The following is a 17086-nucleotide window of genomic DNA, read 5'->3' as shown; positions in this document are numbered from 1 at the left end:
GATCGAGCCTTGTAGCGCTCTCCCGCCCCGGGCACGATGAGCGTGTTCCGGGGGTATTGAGCAGCGGAGTCGAAATTCTGTGGATGAAATACAAGAGGCCGGCGCGGTCACGACACTCGTCTCCCGTCTCAGGGCGTACGCGCGCTCCGTTCCCGACAAGGAGGCCGCCGGCTTCGTCGCCGACCCGACGGACGGGGAGGCCCGATTCCTCACCTACTCGGCGCTGGACCGCGAGTCCCGCCGGGTAGCCGGCCTCCTGCAGCGCCACCTCTCCGCCGGGGACCGCGCACTCCTGCTGTACAACCCCGGTGCGGCGTTCTTCCCCGCGTTCGTCGGGTGCCTCTACGCCGGGGTCGTCCCCGCGGTCGCCCCGCTACCGGACGGTCAGCGGCACCGCAGCGACCGCCTCCGGGAGATGGTCCGCAGTGTCGGGGCCTCCGTCCTGCTGACCGAGGCCTCCGGAGCGGAGGAGGTCGACACCTGGGCCTCCTCGTTCGACGCCCCGCTTCCCGTCGTCGTCACCGACCGCGACGAACTCCTCCCGGATCCCGGTGCCTGGACCGACCCCGGTGTCGGCCCGGACGACGTGGCCTTCCTGCAGTTCACGTCGGGCTCGACCAGCGCGCCCCGCGGTGTCGTGGTGCGCCACCACAACATCATCGACAACGCCGAGTACATGCGGCGCCTCTCCGGGTGCGGCTCCGAGAGCCGGTTCGGCGGCTGGCTCCCCATGCACCACGACTTCGGTCTGCTGTTCCTGTTCCTGTTCCCGCTCTGCTTCGGCGCCCGCACGCTCCACATGTCGGCCTCGGCCTTCCTGCGCCGACCGCACTCCTGGTTCCACATGATCGACCGCTTCGGCCTCGACTCCTCACCGTCGCCCAACTTCGGCCTCGACTACTGCGTCCGCCGCATCACCGACGAGCAGACCGAGGGCATCGACCTCTCCGGGTGGCGATCGGCCTTCACCGGCGCCGAACCCGTGCGCGCCCCGACGCTGCGCCGGTTCGGCGAGCGGTTCGGCCCCATCGGGTTCCGCCCCGAGACGCTCGCGCCAGGGTACGGACTCGCCGAGGCGACGCTCGTGGCCGCATGCGACACCCGTGACCTGCCCCCGAGCGTCGCCCGGGTCGACCCCGAACGCCTGGAGAAGGGCGAGTTCCACCCGGTTCCCACCGAAGAGCCCGGCCGGGAGATCGTCTGCTGCGGCGACGTGGAGGAGGGGGGCGAGGACATGCGGTTGAGGATCGTCGATCCCGGAAGCCGGCGTGTGCTTCCACAGGGAACGGTGGGCGAGGTCTGGCTCCGCGGGTCCAGCGTGGCCCATGGGTACTGGAACAGCCCCGAATCCACCGACACGACCTTCCGGGCCGCCACCGCCGACGGAGAGGAGGGGTTCCTGCGCACCGGCGACCTGGCCGCCGTGCACGGGGGAAAGCTCTACATCACGGGGCGGATCAAGGAAGTCATCATCTACAACGGCCGCAACCTGTACCCGCACGACCTGGAGGCGATGGCCCGCTCGGCCGACCCCCTCCTGGAGAACGGGTACGGGGCCGCCTTCACCGTGCTCGGGGCGGAGGACAAGGAAGAGGTCGTCGTCGTCCACGAAGTACGGCCCCGCGGTGCCGACGCCGAGCGCCTGGAGGCGGCGCTCACGCGCATCCAGCAGTTCGCCTCCCGCGAGTTCGGCATGGTGCTCGGAGGCACCGTGCTCGTCCGCCCCGGCGGGGTGAAGCGGACCACCAGCGGCAAGATCCAACGCCTGGAAATGCGGTCGGACTTCCTCCGCGGAACCCTCAAACCCCTGGCCGCGCGGATCCATCCGACCCTGGGCGCACTCGTCCCGGACGTCTACCACGGTTCCCGGAGGAGCGCGGGATGAGCGAGACAGCACAGTTCCCCCCGCCCAGCGGCAGGGGAACGGCCGGCCCTCCCATGGCGGTCGCGGACATGGCGGACCACCTGGACCGCTCCGAGGCCTTCACCTCGGCGTTCAACGCACGTCTGGACGAGGCGGAGGAGTTCCCGCGGGAGGCCTGCCTCGAACTGGACCGCATCGGTGTCCCCCACTACTACGTGCCCCGGGACCTCGGCGGTGGCCTGGACGGCTACACCGACCTGGTCGGGGTGATCCGGGCCGTCTCCCGCAAAGACCTCACGGTGGCGATCGCGCACGTCAAGACGTTCCTGGGCGGAGCCCCCAGCTGGGTCGCGGCCCAGGAGGCCGGCGACGAACGGGGCACGGCACAGGCACAACGGCTCGCCGACCGGATCACCGGCGGAGCGGTGGTCTCCTGGGGGCTCACCGAGCCGGGACGCGGCAGCGACCTGCTGGCCGGTCAGCTCACGGCCGGCCCGGTGTCCGGCGGGTACCGCCTGGACGGCCGCAAGTGGCCGGTCAACAACGCCACCCGCAGCGATTCCCTGTGCCTGCTGGCCCGTACCGGCCCCCGGAACGGCCCCCGGGACTTCACGCTCCTCATGGCCGACAAGAGCGCACTGGCCGCGGGCAGCTACTCCCACCTCCCCAAGGCCCGCACCGTGGGCATCCGCGGGGCGGACATCAGCGGGATCGTCCTCGACGGCGCGATCGTGCCGGAGGAGAACACGGTCGGCCCCGTCGGTTCCGGGTTCGAGCTGGTCCTGAAGGCCTTTCAGCTCACGCGGACCATCTGTGCGGGCCTCTCCCTCGGTGCCGCGGACCACGCGCTCCGCTCGACCTGGGACTTCGTCGGACACCGGCGGTTGTACGGACGGTTCCTGTCCGGCCTGCCCCATGTCCGCACGACACTCGGAGCACAGTACGCGGCCTGCCATGCGGCCGAGGCGCTGACCTCGACCGCCGCACGCGCGGTGCGCTCCCTCCCCGGGGAGATGAGCGTCTACTCCGCCGTGGTCAAGGCCCTGGTCCCCGAGATCGTCGACGAGGTCATCGCCGAGTGCGGCCAGCTGCTCGGCGCACGCGCCTTCCTGCGTGAGGAACTCGACCACGGGAGCTTCCAGAAACTGGAGAGGGACCACCGGATCGTCGGGATCTTCGACGGGAACCGCTATGTCAACCGCCAGGCCCTGATCCGCCAGTTCCCCCGGCTGGTCGCGTGCTGGAACCGGGGCGACCGGCTGGAGGCAGGGGTCCGTGCCGCGACGGGGGCGGACGGGGACCCGCCGGAGGGCGTCGGACTCCAGCTGGTGTCGCGCACCGGCTGCAGCCTGGTGCAGGCCCTGCCCGGCGCCGTGGAGGGGCTGCGGGCCTCCGGGGCGTCGGAGCCCGCGATCAGGTCGGCCGAGCGCGTCCTCGACCGGTGCGGGCAGCTGCACCACCGCATGGCCCGGTACGACACGCGTGCCACCAGGATCGAAGCCGAACTGTTCGACGCGGCGCGATCCTACGAACTCTGTGTCGCGGCATCGGCCGTGATCCACATGTTCCTCACCGGGGTCGACCGGCGGCACACGGACACGGAGTTCGGGGAGCTGCGGCTCCAGGCGGCACTGCTGTGGATCCTCTCGCGACTGGACGGATACGCCGACGACGAGGCGGACCGCGTGTACGGCGCCGTCGCCGACTCGCTGGAGGCCGGCCTCGCCGAGGGGGACCTCCTGCTGGACAACGGTGAGGAGAACCGCCGATGAACCCACGACCGCGAGGCGGAGGGGCCGACGCCCTGGAGCGCCGCCTCGGAGATCCGACGGACCCCGACAACCCGCTGGGGTTCGGACCGGTCCTGGAGGCCGACGAGGCCGAGGAGATGTTCCCGGCCGGGGAACGCGCGCTGGCGGACTTCGGACTGAACGCGGAGTTCGTCCCCGCCGAGTACGGGGGCCGGCTGATGGGCCTGGACAGGTTCGTCACCGTGATGCGGGCCGTGTTCCGCCGCGACCCGTCCCTGGGGCTCGGCTACGGGTTCAGCTCGTTCATCGCCGGCGTCAACATCTGGCTCGCCGGGGACGGGGAGCAGCGCAGGACCGCGGCGTCCCTGCTGCTCGGCGGCCATCGGATCGCCTCCGCCTACCACGAGCTCCCCCACGGCAACGACTTCGCGGGCACCGAGTGCGCCGCTACACGCGACCCCTCCGGCCGGCTCAGGCTTTCCGGCCGCAAAGAGGTCGTCACCAACATCCGGCGGGCGCGAGCCCTCGTGGTGCTGGCCCGGACCTCCGGGCGCCCCGGAAGCCGCAGCCATTCACAGCTCCTGGTGGACAAGGCCGTGCTCCCCCCGGGCTCGATCGCCGACCTGCGGCGCAGGCCCGGTGTGGGGATGCGTGGTGTGCAGCTCGGCGGCCTGGAGTTCCGCGACTGCCCCGTCCCCGACTCGGCAGTCCTGGGGGTCGAGGGCCACGGCATCGAAACCGCGCTGCGCTCGTTCCAGCTCACCAGGACGGCACTGCCGGGCATGCTCTGCGGGGTGCTCGACTCCGGTCTGCGACTGACGCAGACGCTCGCGGTGGAGCGCATGCTGTACGGCGAGCCGGTCTCGGCGCTGCCGGTGGTACGGGCCCAACTGGCCGACGCCTTCGTCGACCTGCTGATCAGCGACTGCTGTGCGACCGTGGCCGCACGGGGCGCGCACCTCCTGCCGGAACAGATGAGCGTCCACGCCTCTGCCGTCAAGTACCAGGTCTCCGGTCACCTCCTGGAGGCGATGAACAGCCTGTCCGCCGTGCTCGGGGCGAGCTTCTATCTGCGGGACGGACGCTTCGGCGCGTTCCAGAAGCTGCTGCGCGACCTCAAGCCGGCCGGTTTCGGGCACGCCGCCCGCGTCGCCTGCCTCGTGACGATGCTGCCCCAGCTGCCCGTACTCGCCCGCCGCGGGTGGGCGGAGGGCCCCGCGGCGCCCCCGGACGTCTTCCGTCCGGACGTCGAACTGGGCCGCCTGCCCTTCGAGCGGCTGCGCCTCTCCGGAAAGGGCAGGGACAGCCTGCTGACGGCCCTGGCAACCGGAATCGACCAGGCTGCGGATGGAGGCACGGCGGAGGGTTCGCACGCGGACGACCTGCGCATGCTGATGGCGCAGCTGCGCGAGGAGGCCGAGGACCTGCGCAAGGCCTGTGCCGAACTGCGCGCTGCGGACATCGGGGTGGACGCCCCGCCGGCGGTACTCCGCCTCCCCGCCCGCTACGCGGCGCTGCTGGCCGCATCGGCCTGCCTCAACGTCTGGCGGGAGGCCGGTACACGGCAGGACCCCTCCCTCCAGGATCCCGTCTGGCTGATCGCCGCACTGAACCGCCTGGTCACGCGCATGGGCCGCCCCGGCGTCCAGGGCCTCGGCCCGCTGCGCGAGCACCTGTACTCCCAACTCGCCGAGCGGCACGCGGCCGCCGAGTCCTTCGACCTGTACCGGCGCAGGCTTCCCGGCTGACGCCTGCCCGCCCCAAGGAGTGATCCGATGTCCGAGAGCCGAGCCGAGACCACCGCCGAAGACCTGGCCCGTTGGCTGACCCAGCAGATGGCCGCCCACTTGCAGCGCGATCCCGGAGAGATCGACCCCGACACCCTGTTCGCCGACTACGGGTTGGACTCCGTCTACGCCCTGACCTTCTGCGCCGATATCGAGGACCACCTGGGGGTCACCGTCTCCGACACCGTCCTGTGGGACCACCCGACCATCCGCGACCTGGTCGGACACCTCACGGCGACGACCGTCGGCACCCAGGGGCCGGCGGCGCGATGACGGCGATCGAAGCGGTGTCCACGTATCTGCCCCCCGGGGCCGTGATGATCGACGACATCGGTGAGGGGATCGGCCAGACCCCCCGCCAACTGCGCCTGTACAAGCGGTTCCACGGCCTGTCCGAGGTACGCCGTGCCCCGGACCAGACGCTCGCCGAACTCCTCTCCGCGGCAGCGGGCAAGATGACCGCTCTGCAGGGCCGGGAGCACCAGGTGCGCTACCTCGTGCACGCCCGAACCCTGCAGACGGTCGCCCCCTATCCGGCCAACCCCCTGCACGAGACCCGCCGCCTGCTCGGACTGGAGCACGCCGAGGCGTTCACCGTCACCGAGCACGCCTGTGCGAGCGGGCTGCTCGCAGTGGACCTGGTCGGCCGGCTGCTCCGCGCGGAGGACGACCCCGAGGCCCTCGGGCTGGTGCTCACGGGGGAGAAGACCTTCACCCGGCTCGCGCAGTTCATCCCCGACACGACCTACATGGGCGAGGGCACGGCCGCCGTCCTCCTCCGGGCCGGCGGCACCGGCGGCGATACGCTCCGCAGCTACGTCTCCCGCACCCACGGCGAGTTCTCCGCCGGCCTGTGGATGGAACCGGAGTTCGCGGGCCGTTTCCAGGGGGTCTACGAGGAGACGCTGGCCGAGGTGATCGCGCGTGCGCTGGCCGAGGCCGGCATCACGCAGGCGGAGCTGCGGCTCGTCCTTCCGCACAACGTCAACCGCCATTCGTGGCGGCGGCTGGGGAAGCGCATCGGCTATCCGGCCGAGCGCATGTTCCTGGAGAACGTCCCCGTGACGGGGCACTGCTTCTGCGCGGACTCCTTCATCAACTACCGGTCGGCCGTCGACCGCGGACTGCTCAACCCCGGCGACCACTACCTGATGGCCGCGGTGGGTCTGGGCGCCACGTTCTCCGCCATGGTCTTCCAGCACTGAAAGGACACGATCGCCAACCATGAACGAGTTCACGAAGCGGTTGAAGCGGGCGCTCACCGACGAACCCGACCCCGTCCTCGTCCTCCTCGGCAACATCGAGGTGGAGGAGCAGTGGGCGAAGGGGGAGGTCGGCCTTCCCACCATCTCCTCGGGCGCCACCAGGGCCGTGACCCACCGCATGGACGAGTTCGCGCTGCTGCTCGGCGGGCCGTCCGACCACGTACTGCTGAAGACCGCGCCCGACCCCGACTTCCACGCCTACCTCCAGGACTACGGGCTGTCCCTGCCCCGGGCGCACGCCGTGGGCGCCCAGCAGGCCGGCCGCACCGTGACCGAGGACGTCCTGGAGGACCCGGCGACCCTGGGGTTGTTGACCGAACTCGGCCGCGCTGGAGCCTACCTGGCTCCCCACGGCATGTCCGAGCTGGAGGAGCGGCTCGCGGAACGGTGCGGGCTCGGTCTGGCCACGAGCCCCGCCGAACTCTGCAAGAGGGTCAACAGCAAGATCTTCAGCCGCAGGCTGGCCGACCGCCTGGGCCTGCGCCAGCCCGCGGGGGTGTGCTGCGAGACGCCCGAGGACCTCGCCGACGCCGTGCGATTCGCCGAAGACCACTTGTCACAGGGCCGGAAGGTGGTCGTGAAGGACGCCTACGGGGTGTCCGGCAAGGGCGTGATGGTCGTGGGCGACGAGCGCCGCCTCGCCTGGCTCAAGCGTACGGCGGAGCGTGCCGGACGCCGCGGCGGCAGGCTGGGGCTGGTCGTGGAGGAGTGGATCCCCAAGGCCAAGGACCTGAACTACCAGGTGCTCATCGCCAAGGACGGAACCGTGGAGTTCGACTTCGTCAAGGAGGCGATCACCGCGGACGGCGTCCACAAGGGGCACCGGATACCGGCCGGGCTCTCCGCCGAGCACGAGGACGCGGTCCACCGGGCCGGCCTGGACATCGGCGGGGCACTCGCCGCGGAGGGCTACAGGGGCGTGGCCGGGATCGACGCACTCGTCGGAGCCGACGGACACGTGTACCCGATCATCGAGATCAACGCACGCTACAACATGTCGACCTACCAGGCCGCGCTGCAGGAGACATTCATGTGGAAGGGCTCGAGCGCCGAAGCCCGGCAGTACCCGCTGCGCCTGCACGCCCGGCTGCCGTTCGCCCTGCTGCGCAAGGAGATCGAACACCTTCTGGTCAAGACCCCGGGGGACACCGGAGTCGTCATCAACAACTTCGCCACGGTCAACGCCGTCGGCGGGCCGACGCAGGGCAAACGGTATTTCGACGGCCGACTGTACGCCTTCCTGGTCGGGCCGGACGAGGAGAGCGTCGCCTCCCTCGACGGCCGGCTGGGCAGCGTCCTGTCGTCGCTGGAGGAAGGAGAGGTGAGTCGCGCATGACCGGACCGCACCGGATCCAGGGGATCCCCGTCACCGATATCGCCGAACAGTTCGGAACCCCCCTCTACATCTACGACGGCGAGGAGCTCGAACACGGCTACGAACGGATACGCGGCCGGCTGCACCCGTCCGTCGACATCCTCTACTCCCTCAAGGCCAACCCCAACCTGTCGGTCTGCTCGCTGCTCGGAGGCCTGGGCGCCGGCGCCGAGGTGTCCTCTGCCGCCGAACTCGCGGTGGCACGGGCCGCCGGGGTGCCCCCCGCCGACACGATCTTCCTCGGCCCGGGGAAGAGCGAGGAGGAGGTGGCGGCGGCGCTGACCGCCGGGATCCACTCGCTGATCTGCGAGTCCTACGGCGAACTCGACCTGATCAACAAGACCGCCGGAGGGATGGGGATCACCGCGCCGGTGGCGCTGCGGGTCAACCCGCAGTCGGCCGCCAAGGGGGCCGGGCTGAGGATGGGCGGGAAACCGCGCCAGTTCGGCATCGACGAGGGCATCCTCATGTCCGATCCCGGCCTCGCCGCGCGTTTCCCGTCCCTGCGGCTGATGGGGGTGCACGCCTACCTCGGCACGCGGATCCTGTCGTCGGACGTGGTCGTCGAGAACACCGCGCAGATCCTGGGCATGGCGCAGCGCCTGGCCGACAGGCTGCAGTTCCCACTGGAGACGGTGGACTTCGGCGGCGGCCTGGGCGTGGCCTACTTCCAGGGCGAGGAGGACCTGGACGTCGATGCCCTGACCGGGCAGCTCAACCCGATCGTCGAGGCCTTCCGCGCCCAGCAGCCGCGGACCCGCGTCCTCATGGAGCTGGGACGGTTCCTCACCGCCACCGCGGGGCTCTACGTGACGCGCGTGCGCTACGTCAAGGAGTCCATGGGACAGCACTTCGCGGTCACCGACGGCGGGACCAACCACCACATGGCCGCCGTCGGCATCGGCTCCTTCGCCAAGAGGAACTTCCCCATGGGCATCCTCAACCGCGAGCAGGAGCCCACCGGGCAGCTGTGGCAGGTGACCGGCCCGCTGTGCACACCCAACGACACCCTCGGCAAGAACGTCCCGCTGTCCGAGGTCCGTGTGGGGGACCTGATCGGGGTGCACCGCTCCGGCGCGTACGGGCCCACCGCGTCCCCCACGCGGTTCCTCAGCCACGGGTACCCGGCCGAGGTCCTGGTCCACAGGGGGACGCCCCTCCTCGTCCACGAGCGGGAGAGCGTCTCCGACATCCTGAGCCGCCAGCCCGTGCACCACGGGTTGGCCACCACGAGAACAAACGGAGGTTGAGGACATGGAATCATCCGGTGCCGACATCGCGCAGACGGCGCACGACGAGGAACTGATCAAGCGCATCGCCGGGATCCTGGCGGGGTTCACCACGGAGTCCGACGTGGAGATCACCGCCTCGACGGGGCTGTTCGACGACCTCGGGCTCGACTCGACGAACATTTTGGAGATGCTGGTCGAGATCGAGGCCGAGATGGGGCTCGAGTTCGACACGGAGGAGCTCGAACACGGGCACTTCGAGACGGTGGCGAGCCTGGCGGGGTTCATCTCCGCGCTGCAGGAGAGATAGCCGGGACATGGCCACCGCACAGAAGTCCGCCGGAGGGCACGGAACCCTCGTGAGGGCGCGTCGCCTACCCGTGCGCCTGCTCGGGAGCTTCCACCGATCGACGTCGACGGACCCGGCCCCGGCGGTCGCGGCCGCACAGCACCAGGCCGCGATCGACGAGTACCTGGGGGACATGGCCTCCTCCTACGGGAGCGTCTACCGGAGCACGCCGGCCACGGAACCCTCCCGGACCGTGTACAACCGGCTCGCTCACGGCCTCCTCACGCAGGCCCGGGCACGGGGGGAGCGCATCGACCGGATCGTCCTCGCCCACTCCCTGCCGGACAGCCAGCCCGGCTACTCGGTGTGCGCCTCGCTGGTGCACGCCTCCGACGGCCCCACCACGGCCTTCTCCGTGTCCGACCAGCGGGCGGTGACACCCTTCACCGCTCTGCGCATCGCCGCCGAGTACCTGCACGGCGATCCCGACGGCAGGGCCCTGGTGCTCGTACTGGACCAGGGCGAGCTGCCGTGGGAGGTCCCCGGGGGGACTCCGGTGCCCGACCGCGAGGTCGGTATAGGCCTGCTCCTCGGCGGGGGCTCCCCGCCCGGGGACGTGCTGCACTGGCGTGCCACCGGGCTCGACGCCGCCGACGCGGCCCGGGCGGTCGCGGACGTCCACACCGATGTGCGGCGCGCGTTCTCCGGCCCGGTCACCTTCGTCCTGGGCGGAGGCGTCCCCCCGGTCCACGTGAACGATCCGGACGCCGAGGTCCGGCGCGGCCCCGGCGGCCCCGTCTGCACGTCGGTGTGGACCGGGCTGCACGGCCTGCGTCTCACCTCGCCGTACCGGGCCGCGGTCGTCGTGGAGTACGACCCGTCCCTCGGCTACTTCTGCGCGGCGGCCACGAACCTGGAGGACCGATGACGGCCACGAGTACCGCACGCCGTGCGGGGCTCCAGCGACACGGGGCGTGGTGGGAGCCCGCGCGCCTCGGCGAACCGGCCGCGGCCTGGGCCGCGCTGGCCGGCGCGGAGCCCGCCCCTCCGGTCTTCGGCGCCTCCGGGTTCGCCCTGGCCCCCGTAGCCGCGGGCCCGGTCCTGTCGGCGTCCGCCACCGTGGTCGGGGAGATCACGGTGGCGGGCCACCGGTGGTCCCTGCTGGCGTCGACCGGAACACCGGAGAAACCGGCCACGCCGGAATGGCAGGCCGCCGTCGCCTCCATCCGCCTGGGCCTGTCGCTGTGGCTGCGCCGGCAGGCCGTGGGCCGGCTGCGCAAGAGGGCCGTCGAGGGGACGGCCCTCATTCACCGGCAACTCGTCCGCGCCGACCTGGCCGGCGCCGCCACCGAGCAGGCCGTGGCCGAGAGCCTGCTGGACGGCGTCGCGACACAACCGGGCGCCCGCGCTGCGCTGCGCCGGGCCAGCCGCCGCCTCACCGCCGCCGACCGAACGGTCCTGCGCCTGTTCGGCGCCTCCGGGTTCCTGTCCGACGGCCCCGGCCAGGTGGCATATCTGTCGGAGCTGATGGCGGACGCCTACCTCGAATCGTCGGCCGAAGACCGGAGAGGAGAGCCCGATGATCGAGTTGGATGACCGGCTGCGCGTGCTCCAGCGGGCCGCACGCGAGTGGGGCGAGGAGCTGGAGGAGCTAGGGGCGGAACTGGACCACGACCCCGACGGAGTCGACCGGTTCACGGACGTGTCGGCCTTCCGGTACGTCTCCCGCATGATGATCCCCCCGGAGTACCAGGACTCGGCCCTGCGCCTGTCCGGCCACTCCTTCCACGGGGACAGGGCGCTGGAGAGGGTCGTGGCGGTCGAGGCCCTGGGCCGCGGGGACGCGGGGGCGTTCCTCGCCGCACCGGGCCCCTCGCTCTCGGGCGGCCTGGTCGCCCTGCTGGGGGACACCGCTCAACAGAAGTGGTTCTTCGAGCACTTCTCCGACGGGCCGGTGTGGACGTTTCTCGGGCTCACCGAACCGGACCACGGTTCGGACGCATCGGCCATGGCCACGACGCTGACCCCGGAGCCCTGCGGCGACCGTGCGACGCTCACCGGGGAGAAGCGCTACGTCGGCAACGCGTCACGCGCACGGCTGGGCACGGTGTTCGCCCGTACCGGCCCCGGGCCCCTGGGCGTCTCGGCGGTGATGGTGCGGACCGGGTCCCCGGGGTTCCACGCCTCGCCGCTACCCACCGTCGGCCTGCGCGGCGCCCGTATCTGCGCGGTGCGTTTCGACGGGGTGCCGGTGCCCGGGGACCAGGTCCTGGGACGCCACCTGCGCGCCTCCTCCCGCGGCATGCACGCGGCCGTCCGCATGTTCAACCAGTTCCGCCCGGGTGTGGCCGCGCTCGCGCTCGGTATCGCCCAAGCCGCCCACGACTACCTCTCACAGCACCGGTCCGACCTGGGGCCGGGGGGAGGGTACGCGCTGGCGGACATGGAGGACCGCCTGGTGGACACCCGGCAGCTCGTGTGGAGGGCCGCGGCCGATGTCGACCACGACCCCGCCCGGGGGTACCTGGCGTCCGCCGCCAAGGCGAGCGCGGCCCGCCTCGCGGAGGAGGCAACGCTCCGTGCCCTGGAACTCCTCGGTCCGGGGGCGAGGTTCTCCCATCCGAGGCCGGAGAAACTGGCCCGGGACGCCAGAGGAGTGGAATTCATGGAGGGAACGACCCACATCCAGCGGCTCAACGTCGCGCAGGGCGTGGTGACCGGGAGGATCGGATGACCCGGGAGTGGCGGGAGGTCCTCCGCTACGCGGGGCCGATGGTGCTGGCGGACGGCATCGGCACCGCGGTCCCCGTCGTGCTGATCGCGCTCATCGGGACCATGGGCGACGAGGCGCTCTACGTCCGTTCCCTCTTCATGCCGGTGGTCTTCGCCTTCATCGCCGTCCAGATCAGCGTCGCGGTGACGACACAGGTCGCCGTGTCCCTCGGCGCCGGACGCCGGTTCGACTCGGCGGTGGCCTCGACACTGTGGCTGGCCCTCTTCGGTCTCGGCGCGACGGCCGTGGTCAGCGGGGCCTTCCTGCTGACGGCTCCGCTCCTGGCGGACCTGCTGTCCGTTCAGCCCGAGGTCCGCGACCAGTTCGTACGGTTCGTCCGGTGGGTGGCACTCGCCCAGCTCACAGGGGTCGGCCCGGTCGTGTTCGCGGCGACCCTCCGGGGAGCGGAGCGCCCCCGTCCGGCAGCCGCCCTGCTCCTGCTCGCCGGCGGTGCGGAGGTGGCCGGGGTCGCGGCCCTGGGACTGACGGGAGGCGCCGGCTGGGGGTTGTGGTCGGTGCCGGTGGCGATCGCCGGAGCCGGTGCGCTCGGCACCGCGGTCGGATTCTGGCTCCTTTTCCGCAGCGACCTGTGGAAGCGGGGCCGACCGATCGGCCTGCGCCGGGAAACCGTCCTGCTCCGGCAGGTCGGGCTCCCGGTAGGCAGCGCCCACGCGGTCATCTTCGCCAGCAACTTCGTGCTGACCTGGGTGGTCAGCGTGTTCGGAGTGGCGACCGTCGCGGGCTTCGCGGTGGCCTACACCCTCCAGACCATGATCATCGTGCCTGGCATGGCGATCGGGTCAGCGACGGCGATCGTCGTGAACCAGTTCCGCGGCCGGGGGGAGTTCGACCGGCTCGGACATGTGGTGCGGGCCGGGCTCGTCGTCACCGGAGCGCTGTACGCCGTGGTCGCCGCAGCGTGCTGGATCGGGCGCGACCGGATCGCGGGAATGCTCGCGCAGGAGCCGTCCGCGGCCGCGGAGGCGGCCCGTTACCTGGAGCTGGTGGCTCCCACCTACCTGATCCTCGGAGTGGTGCTGGCCGGGATGTCGGTGCTGGAGCAGACCGGGGCGGGCGCCCTCGCCGTCACCCTGAACACCACCTACTTCGTGGCCATCTGCGCGGTGGGCGGCTATCTGGCCCGCCACGCCGGGGAAGCCGCGCCCCTGTACCAGACCATGGCGGCCGTCAACCTTCTCGGGGCGGTCGTGGTCGCTGCCGTCCTGCGCCACACCCGCCGGCTGGCCCATCCGGGCACCAAGGCCCTTGCCTAGCCGGACCGCCCCCTGCACACAGCGGAACGGAACGAGGACAACACCATGGCGGACCTCCGCACGGAGAGGGTCGCGGTCCACGGCTGTCGACCGGCCCTCGCCCCCACCACGGTGGGGCAGCGCAGCATCTGGACCGACATCGAGTACATGATGCCGGACACCTCCTTCTACAACTCGGTCGTCCCCGTGGAACTCGCCCACGGCGTCTCCCTGGACCGGGTGTTCTCGGCACTGCGCGCGCTGTGCGAACGCCACGGCGCCCTGCGCAGCCACTTCTTCAGGGCCCCGGACGGGGAGCTGGTCCAGCGGGTCACCGCCGGAGGCGAGGTCACCGTCGAGGTCTGTGACGCCCGGAACGGGCAGGACTCCGACCTGTACGGCCTGGTGGGCGATCTGGAGTCCTCGGTCAGGGGCCACCGCTTCGACCACGGTAAGGAGTGGCCGATCAGGGTCGGCGTCGGAGTGCTCGACGGGGCGCCCCTCGTGGTGCTGCTGACCGTCTCGCACATCGCCGCGGACTATCCCAGCCTCAGGATCCTCGCCGGCGAACTCGCAGCGCTCGTCCAGGGGAGAACCCTGGGCCCGCCGCCCGTCCAACCCGTGGAACTCGCGGCGTGGGAGCGCTCCGAGGAGGGGCTGCGTGTCCAGGAGCGCTCCCTGCGGTACTGGCGCAAACACCTCCGGACCATGCCTCCGAGCCTTCTCCCCGAGACGGGGGACGGCCCCGAGGAGCCGCGCTACCCGACGGTCTGGATGCGTTCCAGGGCGGTGGCGCTGGCGGCCGGGACACTCGGCGCCCGCTACAGGGTCAGCAGCTCGGCGGTGCTGCTGGCGGCGACCGCGCTCCTGCTGGGACGGGCCACCGGAACCCCCCACGCGACCATGGTGCTCATCGCGGGCAACCGGACGCGCACGATGCTGCGTGACTACGTGGGCAATCTCGCCCAGGACGTCCCGACCGGGATCGACCTCTCCGGGGACGACTTCGCCACGGTCGCGCGGCGCGCGTGGTCCGCCTCGGTGAACGCGTACCGCAACGCCTACTGCGAGCGCGCCGCCACCGCCCGTCTCCGTGAGGAGGCGGAGGAGGAGCGCGGAACGGACCTGGAACTCTCCTACTTCTTCAACGACCTGCGCCCCGCCGGAGGAGACGGCGCCGGACCGGTCGCCTCCTCGGCCGACGACGTGAGAACCGCCCTGGCCGACACCCGGACCGGGACCGGCTCCGGGGTCGAGCGGGACAACCTGCTCTTCTTCCTCGACGTCTCGGCGGCCGGGACGGACGAGGTCGAACTGACCCTGAAGGCCGATTCCCTGAGGCTGCGCTCCGACGGGATGAAGGAGTTCCTCATGCGGTTCGAGGCCCTACTGGTCGCTGCGGTCGAGCACGGCCACGACCACGGCACGGAGCAGCTCCTGGACCTGGTCGGCCCGACCGCCTGATCCGCTCGGTCCACACCCCCTTCCGCGGCGGGCCGCGCCCCCCGCACCTCATGCTCCGGGGGGCGCGGCCCGCCGCGCCACGCCCGTCCGCTCATGGACGCGGGACGGGACGCCTCTACCGGGGCCCGGCCCCCGCGTGCGTCCGGGAACGGCCGGTGAGGACCCGCACTCCGGCCGACCCGGTCTCCACACGGACCTCGTCCAGGTCGCGGACCCGACCGACCAACCCGGGCAGAGGCCCGGTCAGGGCCGCTCCCACACCGAGGCACGGCATACCCGCGGCCCGGGCGGCGGCCAGGCCCGCGGGAGCGTCCTCCACGACCAGGCAGCGTTCGGGTACGGCCCCCAGCCGCTCGGCGGCCAGGAGGTAGCCGTCCGGAAACGGCTTGCCCCGCCGTACGCTCTCCGCGGTGACGAAGCGGCCGGGTTCGGGAAGGCCGGAACCGGCCATTCTCGCGGCGGCGACGCGGCGGCTTCCCGAGGTGACCACGGCCCAGGAGCCGGATTCCAGCGATCGCAGAACTCGCCGGGCGCCGGGCAGCGGTCTGACGGATTTCGCTTCTCGGACATCGAAATCCTCGATGAGTTCGATCTCCGTTTCGACCTGCAGAGAGGGGGCGCATTCCCTGATCAGATCCTCATCGCGGCGCCCGTGCGAACGGGTGAGCACGTCCTCGGGGTCGAGCCCCCGTTCCAGGGCCCACCAGCGCATCGACTTCTCGATGGCCCCGAGGGAATCGACGAGAACGCCGTCCAGATCGAAGAGAATGGCGTCGAAACCGCTTTTTTCCACGGCAGGGAGCCCGCGTCCCACCATGGTCTCCGGGCCCATCACGAACTCCTGACCGGAGCCGGCGGGCGCGTGCCGGGCAGCGGGCAGGCGGCCAGGGACCGGCAGACGGCCGCCGCCTGGAGCCGGCCCTCGCTCTCCATCGTCTCCGCCTGCTTCAGGTGGAAGGCGCGGAGGAGCTCCGGGCAGTGGCCGGGCTTCAGTGCCCCCCGTTCCAAGGCGATGTGCATGGCCTGGACGAAACCGTCCAGATCGACCTGCAGCATGGTCCAGTAGAACCCCTCGCCGTGCCTTTCCCGACTGGCGGATCCGTGATCACCCCTCGGAACCCGGTACTGGGCCCTGATCTCCTTCATGTACCGGAGTGCGCCGCCGCCCGCCATCATGCGCAGCCAGGCGTGGGAGTCCTCGCTCACGTGGCACGCGGGGAACGGGTAGCGCGCGGCCAGTTCCGTGCGCACCGCGACGGTGCTCGTCAGCGTGGTGTAACCGGTTCTCGTGGCGATGGGGATCCAGGCGTCGCGGCCCTCCACGGGGCTCGCATGGGAATCCACCACCTCGAGGACCGAGCCGGAGACATCACCCCTGGGCACGGGCCTCCCGTCCTCGTCGATGACGTCGAAGGCCGAGTAGAGCATGTCCGCGTCCGGGTCCTCCCGGAAGTACTCCCTCGTCAGTCGGACGCGGTCCGCGTGTGCCACGTCGTCCGCGTCCTGGAAGAGGACGAACGGCGCTCCGACCCCGGCAGCCCGCCGCACCCCGTGGTTGCGGCACTCCCCGGGGCCGGAGTTCACGGGCCTCCTCTCCAGGTGCATTCTGCTCGCGTCGAACGGCGCCAGGTCCCGCGGGTCCCAGCGGAACGGCGAGCAGTCGTCGACGAGCACCGCCCTCCACCGTTCATCGGTCTGGGAAACCAGACTTCCCAACGATTTCTCCAGATGGGCGAGATCCCTTGAATTCTCCACGAAGACCGGAATGACGAAAACCGGATCCACTACCCCGAAACCCATATTCCACCTCAATCGTTAACCATAAAAAACGAGCACGCGCCGACGATACAAAATCCCCGGAGTTCCAAGCGACAAAAACGTGACACCGGGTGGCCCATACCACACCCGCACCGCCCACAGAAACATCCTTTTACAGGGGGAAATGACTTCTTGACACCGCCACGACGCCCTCCTACTCTGGGATCCAACCCATGGGAGCGTTCCCATGAGCCGCTCCCAACCGTGCAGCGAAGATC

Annotated in this window: 15 protein-coding genes; 13 read left to right on the top strand and 2 right to left on the bottom strand. The window is 71.2% G+C overall.

Features of this window, described 5'->3' with window-relative positions; genetic code table 11:
• The first annotated feature begins 79 nt into the window (after positions 1–79).
• The 13 genes from ACFQBR_RS20730 to ACFQBR_RS20670 are packed head-to-tail and all read left to right on the top strand — an operon-like array spanning position 80 to position 15050.
• Complete coding sequence (locus ACFQBR_RS20730; RefSeq protein WP_344176539.1) at positions 80–1885, top strand: fatty acyl-AMP ligase; 1806 nt, start codon at positions 80–82, stop codon at positions 1883–1885.
• Positions 1882–3636, top strand: a complete 1755-nt coding sequence (locus ACFQBR_RS20725) for an acyl-CoA dehydrogenase family protein (protein ID WP_344176541.1) — start codon at positions 1882–1884, stop codon at positions 3634–3636. The genes ACFQBR_RS20730 and ACFQBR_RS20725 overlap by 4 nt, the downstream gene beginning before the upstream one ends.
• The gene (locus ACFQBR_RS20720) at positions 3633–5363 is read left to right on the top strand and encodes an acyl-CoA dehydrogenase family protein (RefSeq protein WP_344176543.1); all 1731 of its coding nucleotides are present in this window, start codon (positions 3633–3635) and stop codon (positions 5361–5363) included. Before ACFQBR_RS20725 ends, ACFQBR_RS20720 begins: the two co-directional genes overlap by 4 nt.
• A 27-nt stretch (positions 5364–5390) precedes the next feature.
• Positions 5391–5675 (top strand): acyl carrier protein, encoded by a 285-nt coding sequence (locus tag ACFQBR_RS20715; protein ID WP_344176545.1) that lies wholly within the window; start codon positions 5391–5393, stop codon positions 5673–5675.
• The gene (locus tag ACFQBR_RS20710) at positions 5672–6607 is read left to right on the top strand and encodes a 3-oxoacyl-[acyl-carrier-protein] synthase III C-terminal domain-containing protein (RefSeq protein WP_344176547.1); all 936 of its coding nucleotides are present in this window, start codon (positions 5672–5674) and stop codon (positions 6605–6607) included. The genes ACFQBR_RS20715 and ACFQBR_RS20710 overlap by 4 nt, the downstream gene beginning before the upstream one ends.
• Positions 6608–6626: 19 nt before the next feature.
• On the top strand, positions 6627–8003 hold the full coding sequence (locus ACFQBR_RS20705; protein WP_344176549.1) for a preATP grasp domain-containing protein: 1377 nt from the start codon (positions 6627–6629) through the stop codon (positions 8001–8003).
• Positions 8000–9292 carry a type III PLP-dependent enzyme gene (locus ACFQBR_RS20700; RefSeq protein WP_344176551.1) on the top strand — a complete coding sequence of 431 codons (1293 nt, stop codon included), beginning with the start codon at positions 8000–8002 and terminating at the stop codon, positions 9290–9292. Before ACFQBR_RS20705 ends, ACFQBR_RS20700 begins: the two co-directional genes overlap by 4 nt.
• Before the next feature lie 4 nt (positions 9293–9296).
• Positions 9297–9581: an acyl carrier protein gene (locus ACFQBR_RS20695; protein WP_344176553.1), complete on the top strand. Its 285-nt coding sequence runs from the start codon at positions 9297–9299 to the stop codon at positions 9579–9581.
• 7 nt (positions 9582–9588) lie between these two features.
• Positions 9589–10488: a hypothetical protein gene (locus ACFQBR_RS20690; RefSeq protein WP_344176556.1), complete on the top strand. Its 900-nt coding sequence runs from the start codon at positions 9589–9591 to the stop codon at positions 10486–10488.
• Positions 10485–11156, top strand: a complete 672-nt coding sequence (locus tag ACFQBR_RS20685) for a hypothetical protein (RefSeq protein WP_344176557.1) — start codon at positions 10485–10487, stop codon at positions 11154–11156. The genes ACFQBR_RS20690 and ACFQBR_RS20685 overlap by 4 nt, the downstream gene beginning before the upstream one ends.
• The gene (locus ACFQBR_RS20680; RefSeq protein ID WP_344176558.1) at positions 11140–12294 is read left to right on the top strand and encodes an acyl-CoA dehydrogenase family protein; all 1155 of its coding nucleotides are present in this window, start codon (positions 11140–11142) and stop codon (positions 12292–12294) included. The genes ACFQBR_RS20685 and ACFQBR_RS20680 overlap by 17 nt, the downstream gene beginning before the upstream one ends.
• Complete coding sequence (locus ACFQBR_RS20675; protein ID WP_344176560.1) at positions 12291–13607, top strand: MATE family efflux transporter; 1317 nt, start codon at positions 12291–12293, stop codon at positions 13605–13607. The genes ACFQBR_RS20680 and ACFQBR_RS20675 overlap by 4 nt, the downstream gene beginning before the upstream one ends.
• Before the next feature lie 45 nt (positions 13608–13652).
• Positions 13653–15050: a condensation domain-containing protein gene (locus ACFQBR_RS20670; RefSeq protein WP_344176563.1), complete on the top strand. Its 1398-nt coding sequence runs from the start codon at positions 13653–13655 to the stop codon at positions 15048–15050.
• Positions 15051–15165: 115 nt separating this feature from the next.
• Here the strand turns inward: ACFQBR_RS20670 and ACFQBR_RS20665 are convergent, their stop codons facing one another.
• Positions 15166–15882 carry an HAD-IA family hydrolase gene (locus tag ACFQBR_RS20665; RefSeq protein ID WP_344176565.1) on the bottom strand — a complete coding sequence of 239 codons (717 nt, stop codon included), beginning with the start codon at positions 15880–15882 and terminating at the stop codon, positions 15166–15168.
• A complete protein-coding gene (locus tag ACFQBR_RS20660; RefSeq protein WP_344176567.1) occupies positions 15882–16850 on the bottom strand; it encodes a glycosyltransferase family 2 protein in 969 nt (322 codons plus the stop codon). The genes ACFQBR_RS20665 and ACFQBR_RS20660 overlap by 1 nt, the downstream gene beginning before the upstream one ends.
• Between the last annotated feature and the right edge of the window lie 236 nt (positions 16851–17086).

The sequence above is a fragment of the Nocardiopsis tropica genome (assembly GCF_042660575.1).
GTDB lineage: Bacteria > Actinomycetota > Actinomycetes > Streptosporangiales > Streptosporangiaceae > Nocardiopsis > Nocardiopsis tropica.
The sequence above is the reverse complement of the archived record's forward strand: the minus strand, read 5'-3'. Positions and strand labels throughout refer to the sequence as shown.

Excerpts from the sequence above, each read along its gene's own strand:
- ACFQBR_RS20675 (WP_344176560.1), top strand. The coding sequence starts at position 12,291 with ATGACCCGGGAGTGGCGGGAGGTCCTCCGCTACGCGGGGCCGATGGTG.
- ACFQBR_RS20725 (WP_344176541.1), top strand. The coding sequence starts at position 1,882 with ATGAGCGAGACAGCACAGTTCCCCCCGCCCAGCGGCAGGGGAACGGCC.
- ACFQBR_RS20705 (WP_344176549.1), top strand. The coding sequence starts at position 6,627 with ATGAACGAGTTCACGAAGCGGTTGAAGCGGGCGCTCACCGACGAACCC.
- ACFQBR_RS20685 (WP_344176557.1), top strand. The coding sequence starts at position 10,485 with ATGACGGCCACGAGTACCGCACGCCGTGCGGGGCTCCAGCGACACGGG.
- ACFQBR_RS20715 (WP_344176545.1), top strand. The coding sequence starts at position 5,391 with ATGTCCGAGAGCCGAGCCGAGACCACCGCCGAAGACCTGGCCCGTTGG.
- ACFQBR_RS20695 (WP_344176553.1), top strand. The coding sequence starts at position 9,297 with ATGGAATCATCCGGTGCCGACATCGCGCAGACGGCGCACGACGAGGAA.
- ACFQBR_RS20710 (WP_344176547.1), top strand. The coding sequence starts at position 5,672 with ATGACGGCGATCGAAGCGGTGTCCACGTATCTGCCCCCCGGGGCCGTG.
- ACFQBR_RS20660 (WP_344176567.1), bottom strand. The coding sequence starts at position 16,850 with ATGGGTTTCGGGGTAGTGGATCCGGTTTTCGTCATTCCGGTCTTCGTG.
- ACFQBR_RS20680 (WP_344176558.1), top strand. The coding sequence starts at position 11,140 with ATGATCGAGTTGGATGACCGGCTGCGCGTGCTCCAGCGGGCCGCACGC.
- ACFQBR_RS20720 (WP_344176543.1), top strand. The coding sequence starts at position 3,633 with ATGAACCCACGACCGCGAGGCGGAGGGGCCGACGCCCTGGAGCGCCGC.
- ACFQBR_RS20690 (WP_344176556.1), top strand. The coding sequence starts at position 9,589 with ATGGCCACCGCACAGAAGTCCGCCGGAGGGCACGGAACCCTCGTGAGG.
- ACFQBR_RS20665 (WP_344176565.1), bottom strand. The coding sequence starts at position 15,882 with ATGGGCCCGGAGACCATGGTGGGACGCGGGCTCCCTGCCGTGGAAAAA.
- ACFQBR_RS20700 (WP_344176551.1), top strand. The coding sequence starts at position 8,000 with ATGACCGGACCGCACCGGATCCAGGGGATCCCCGTCACCGATATCGCC.
- ACFQBR_RS20670 (WP_344176563.1), top strand. The coding sequence starts at position 13,653 with ATGGCGGACCTCCGCACGGAGAGGGTCGCGGTCCACGGCTGTCGACCG.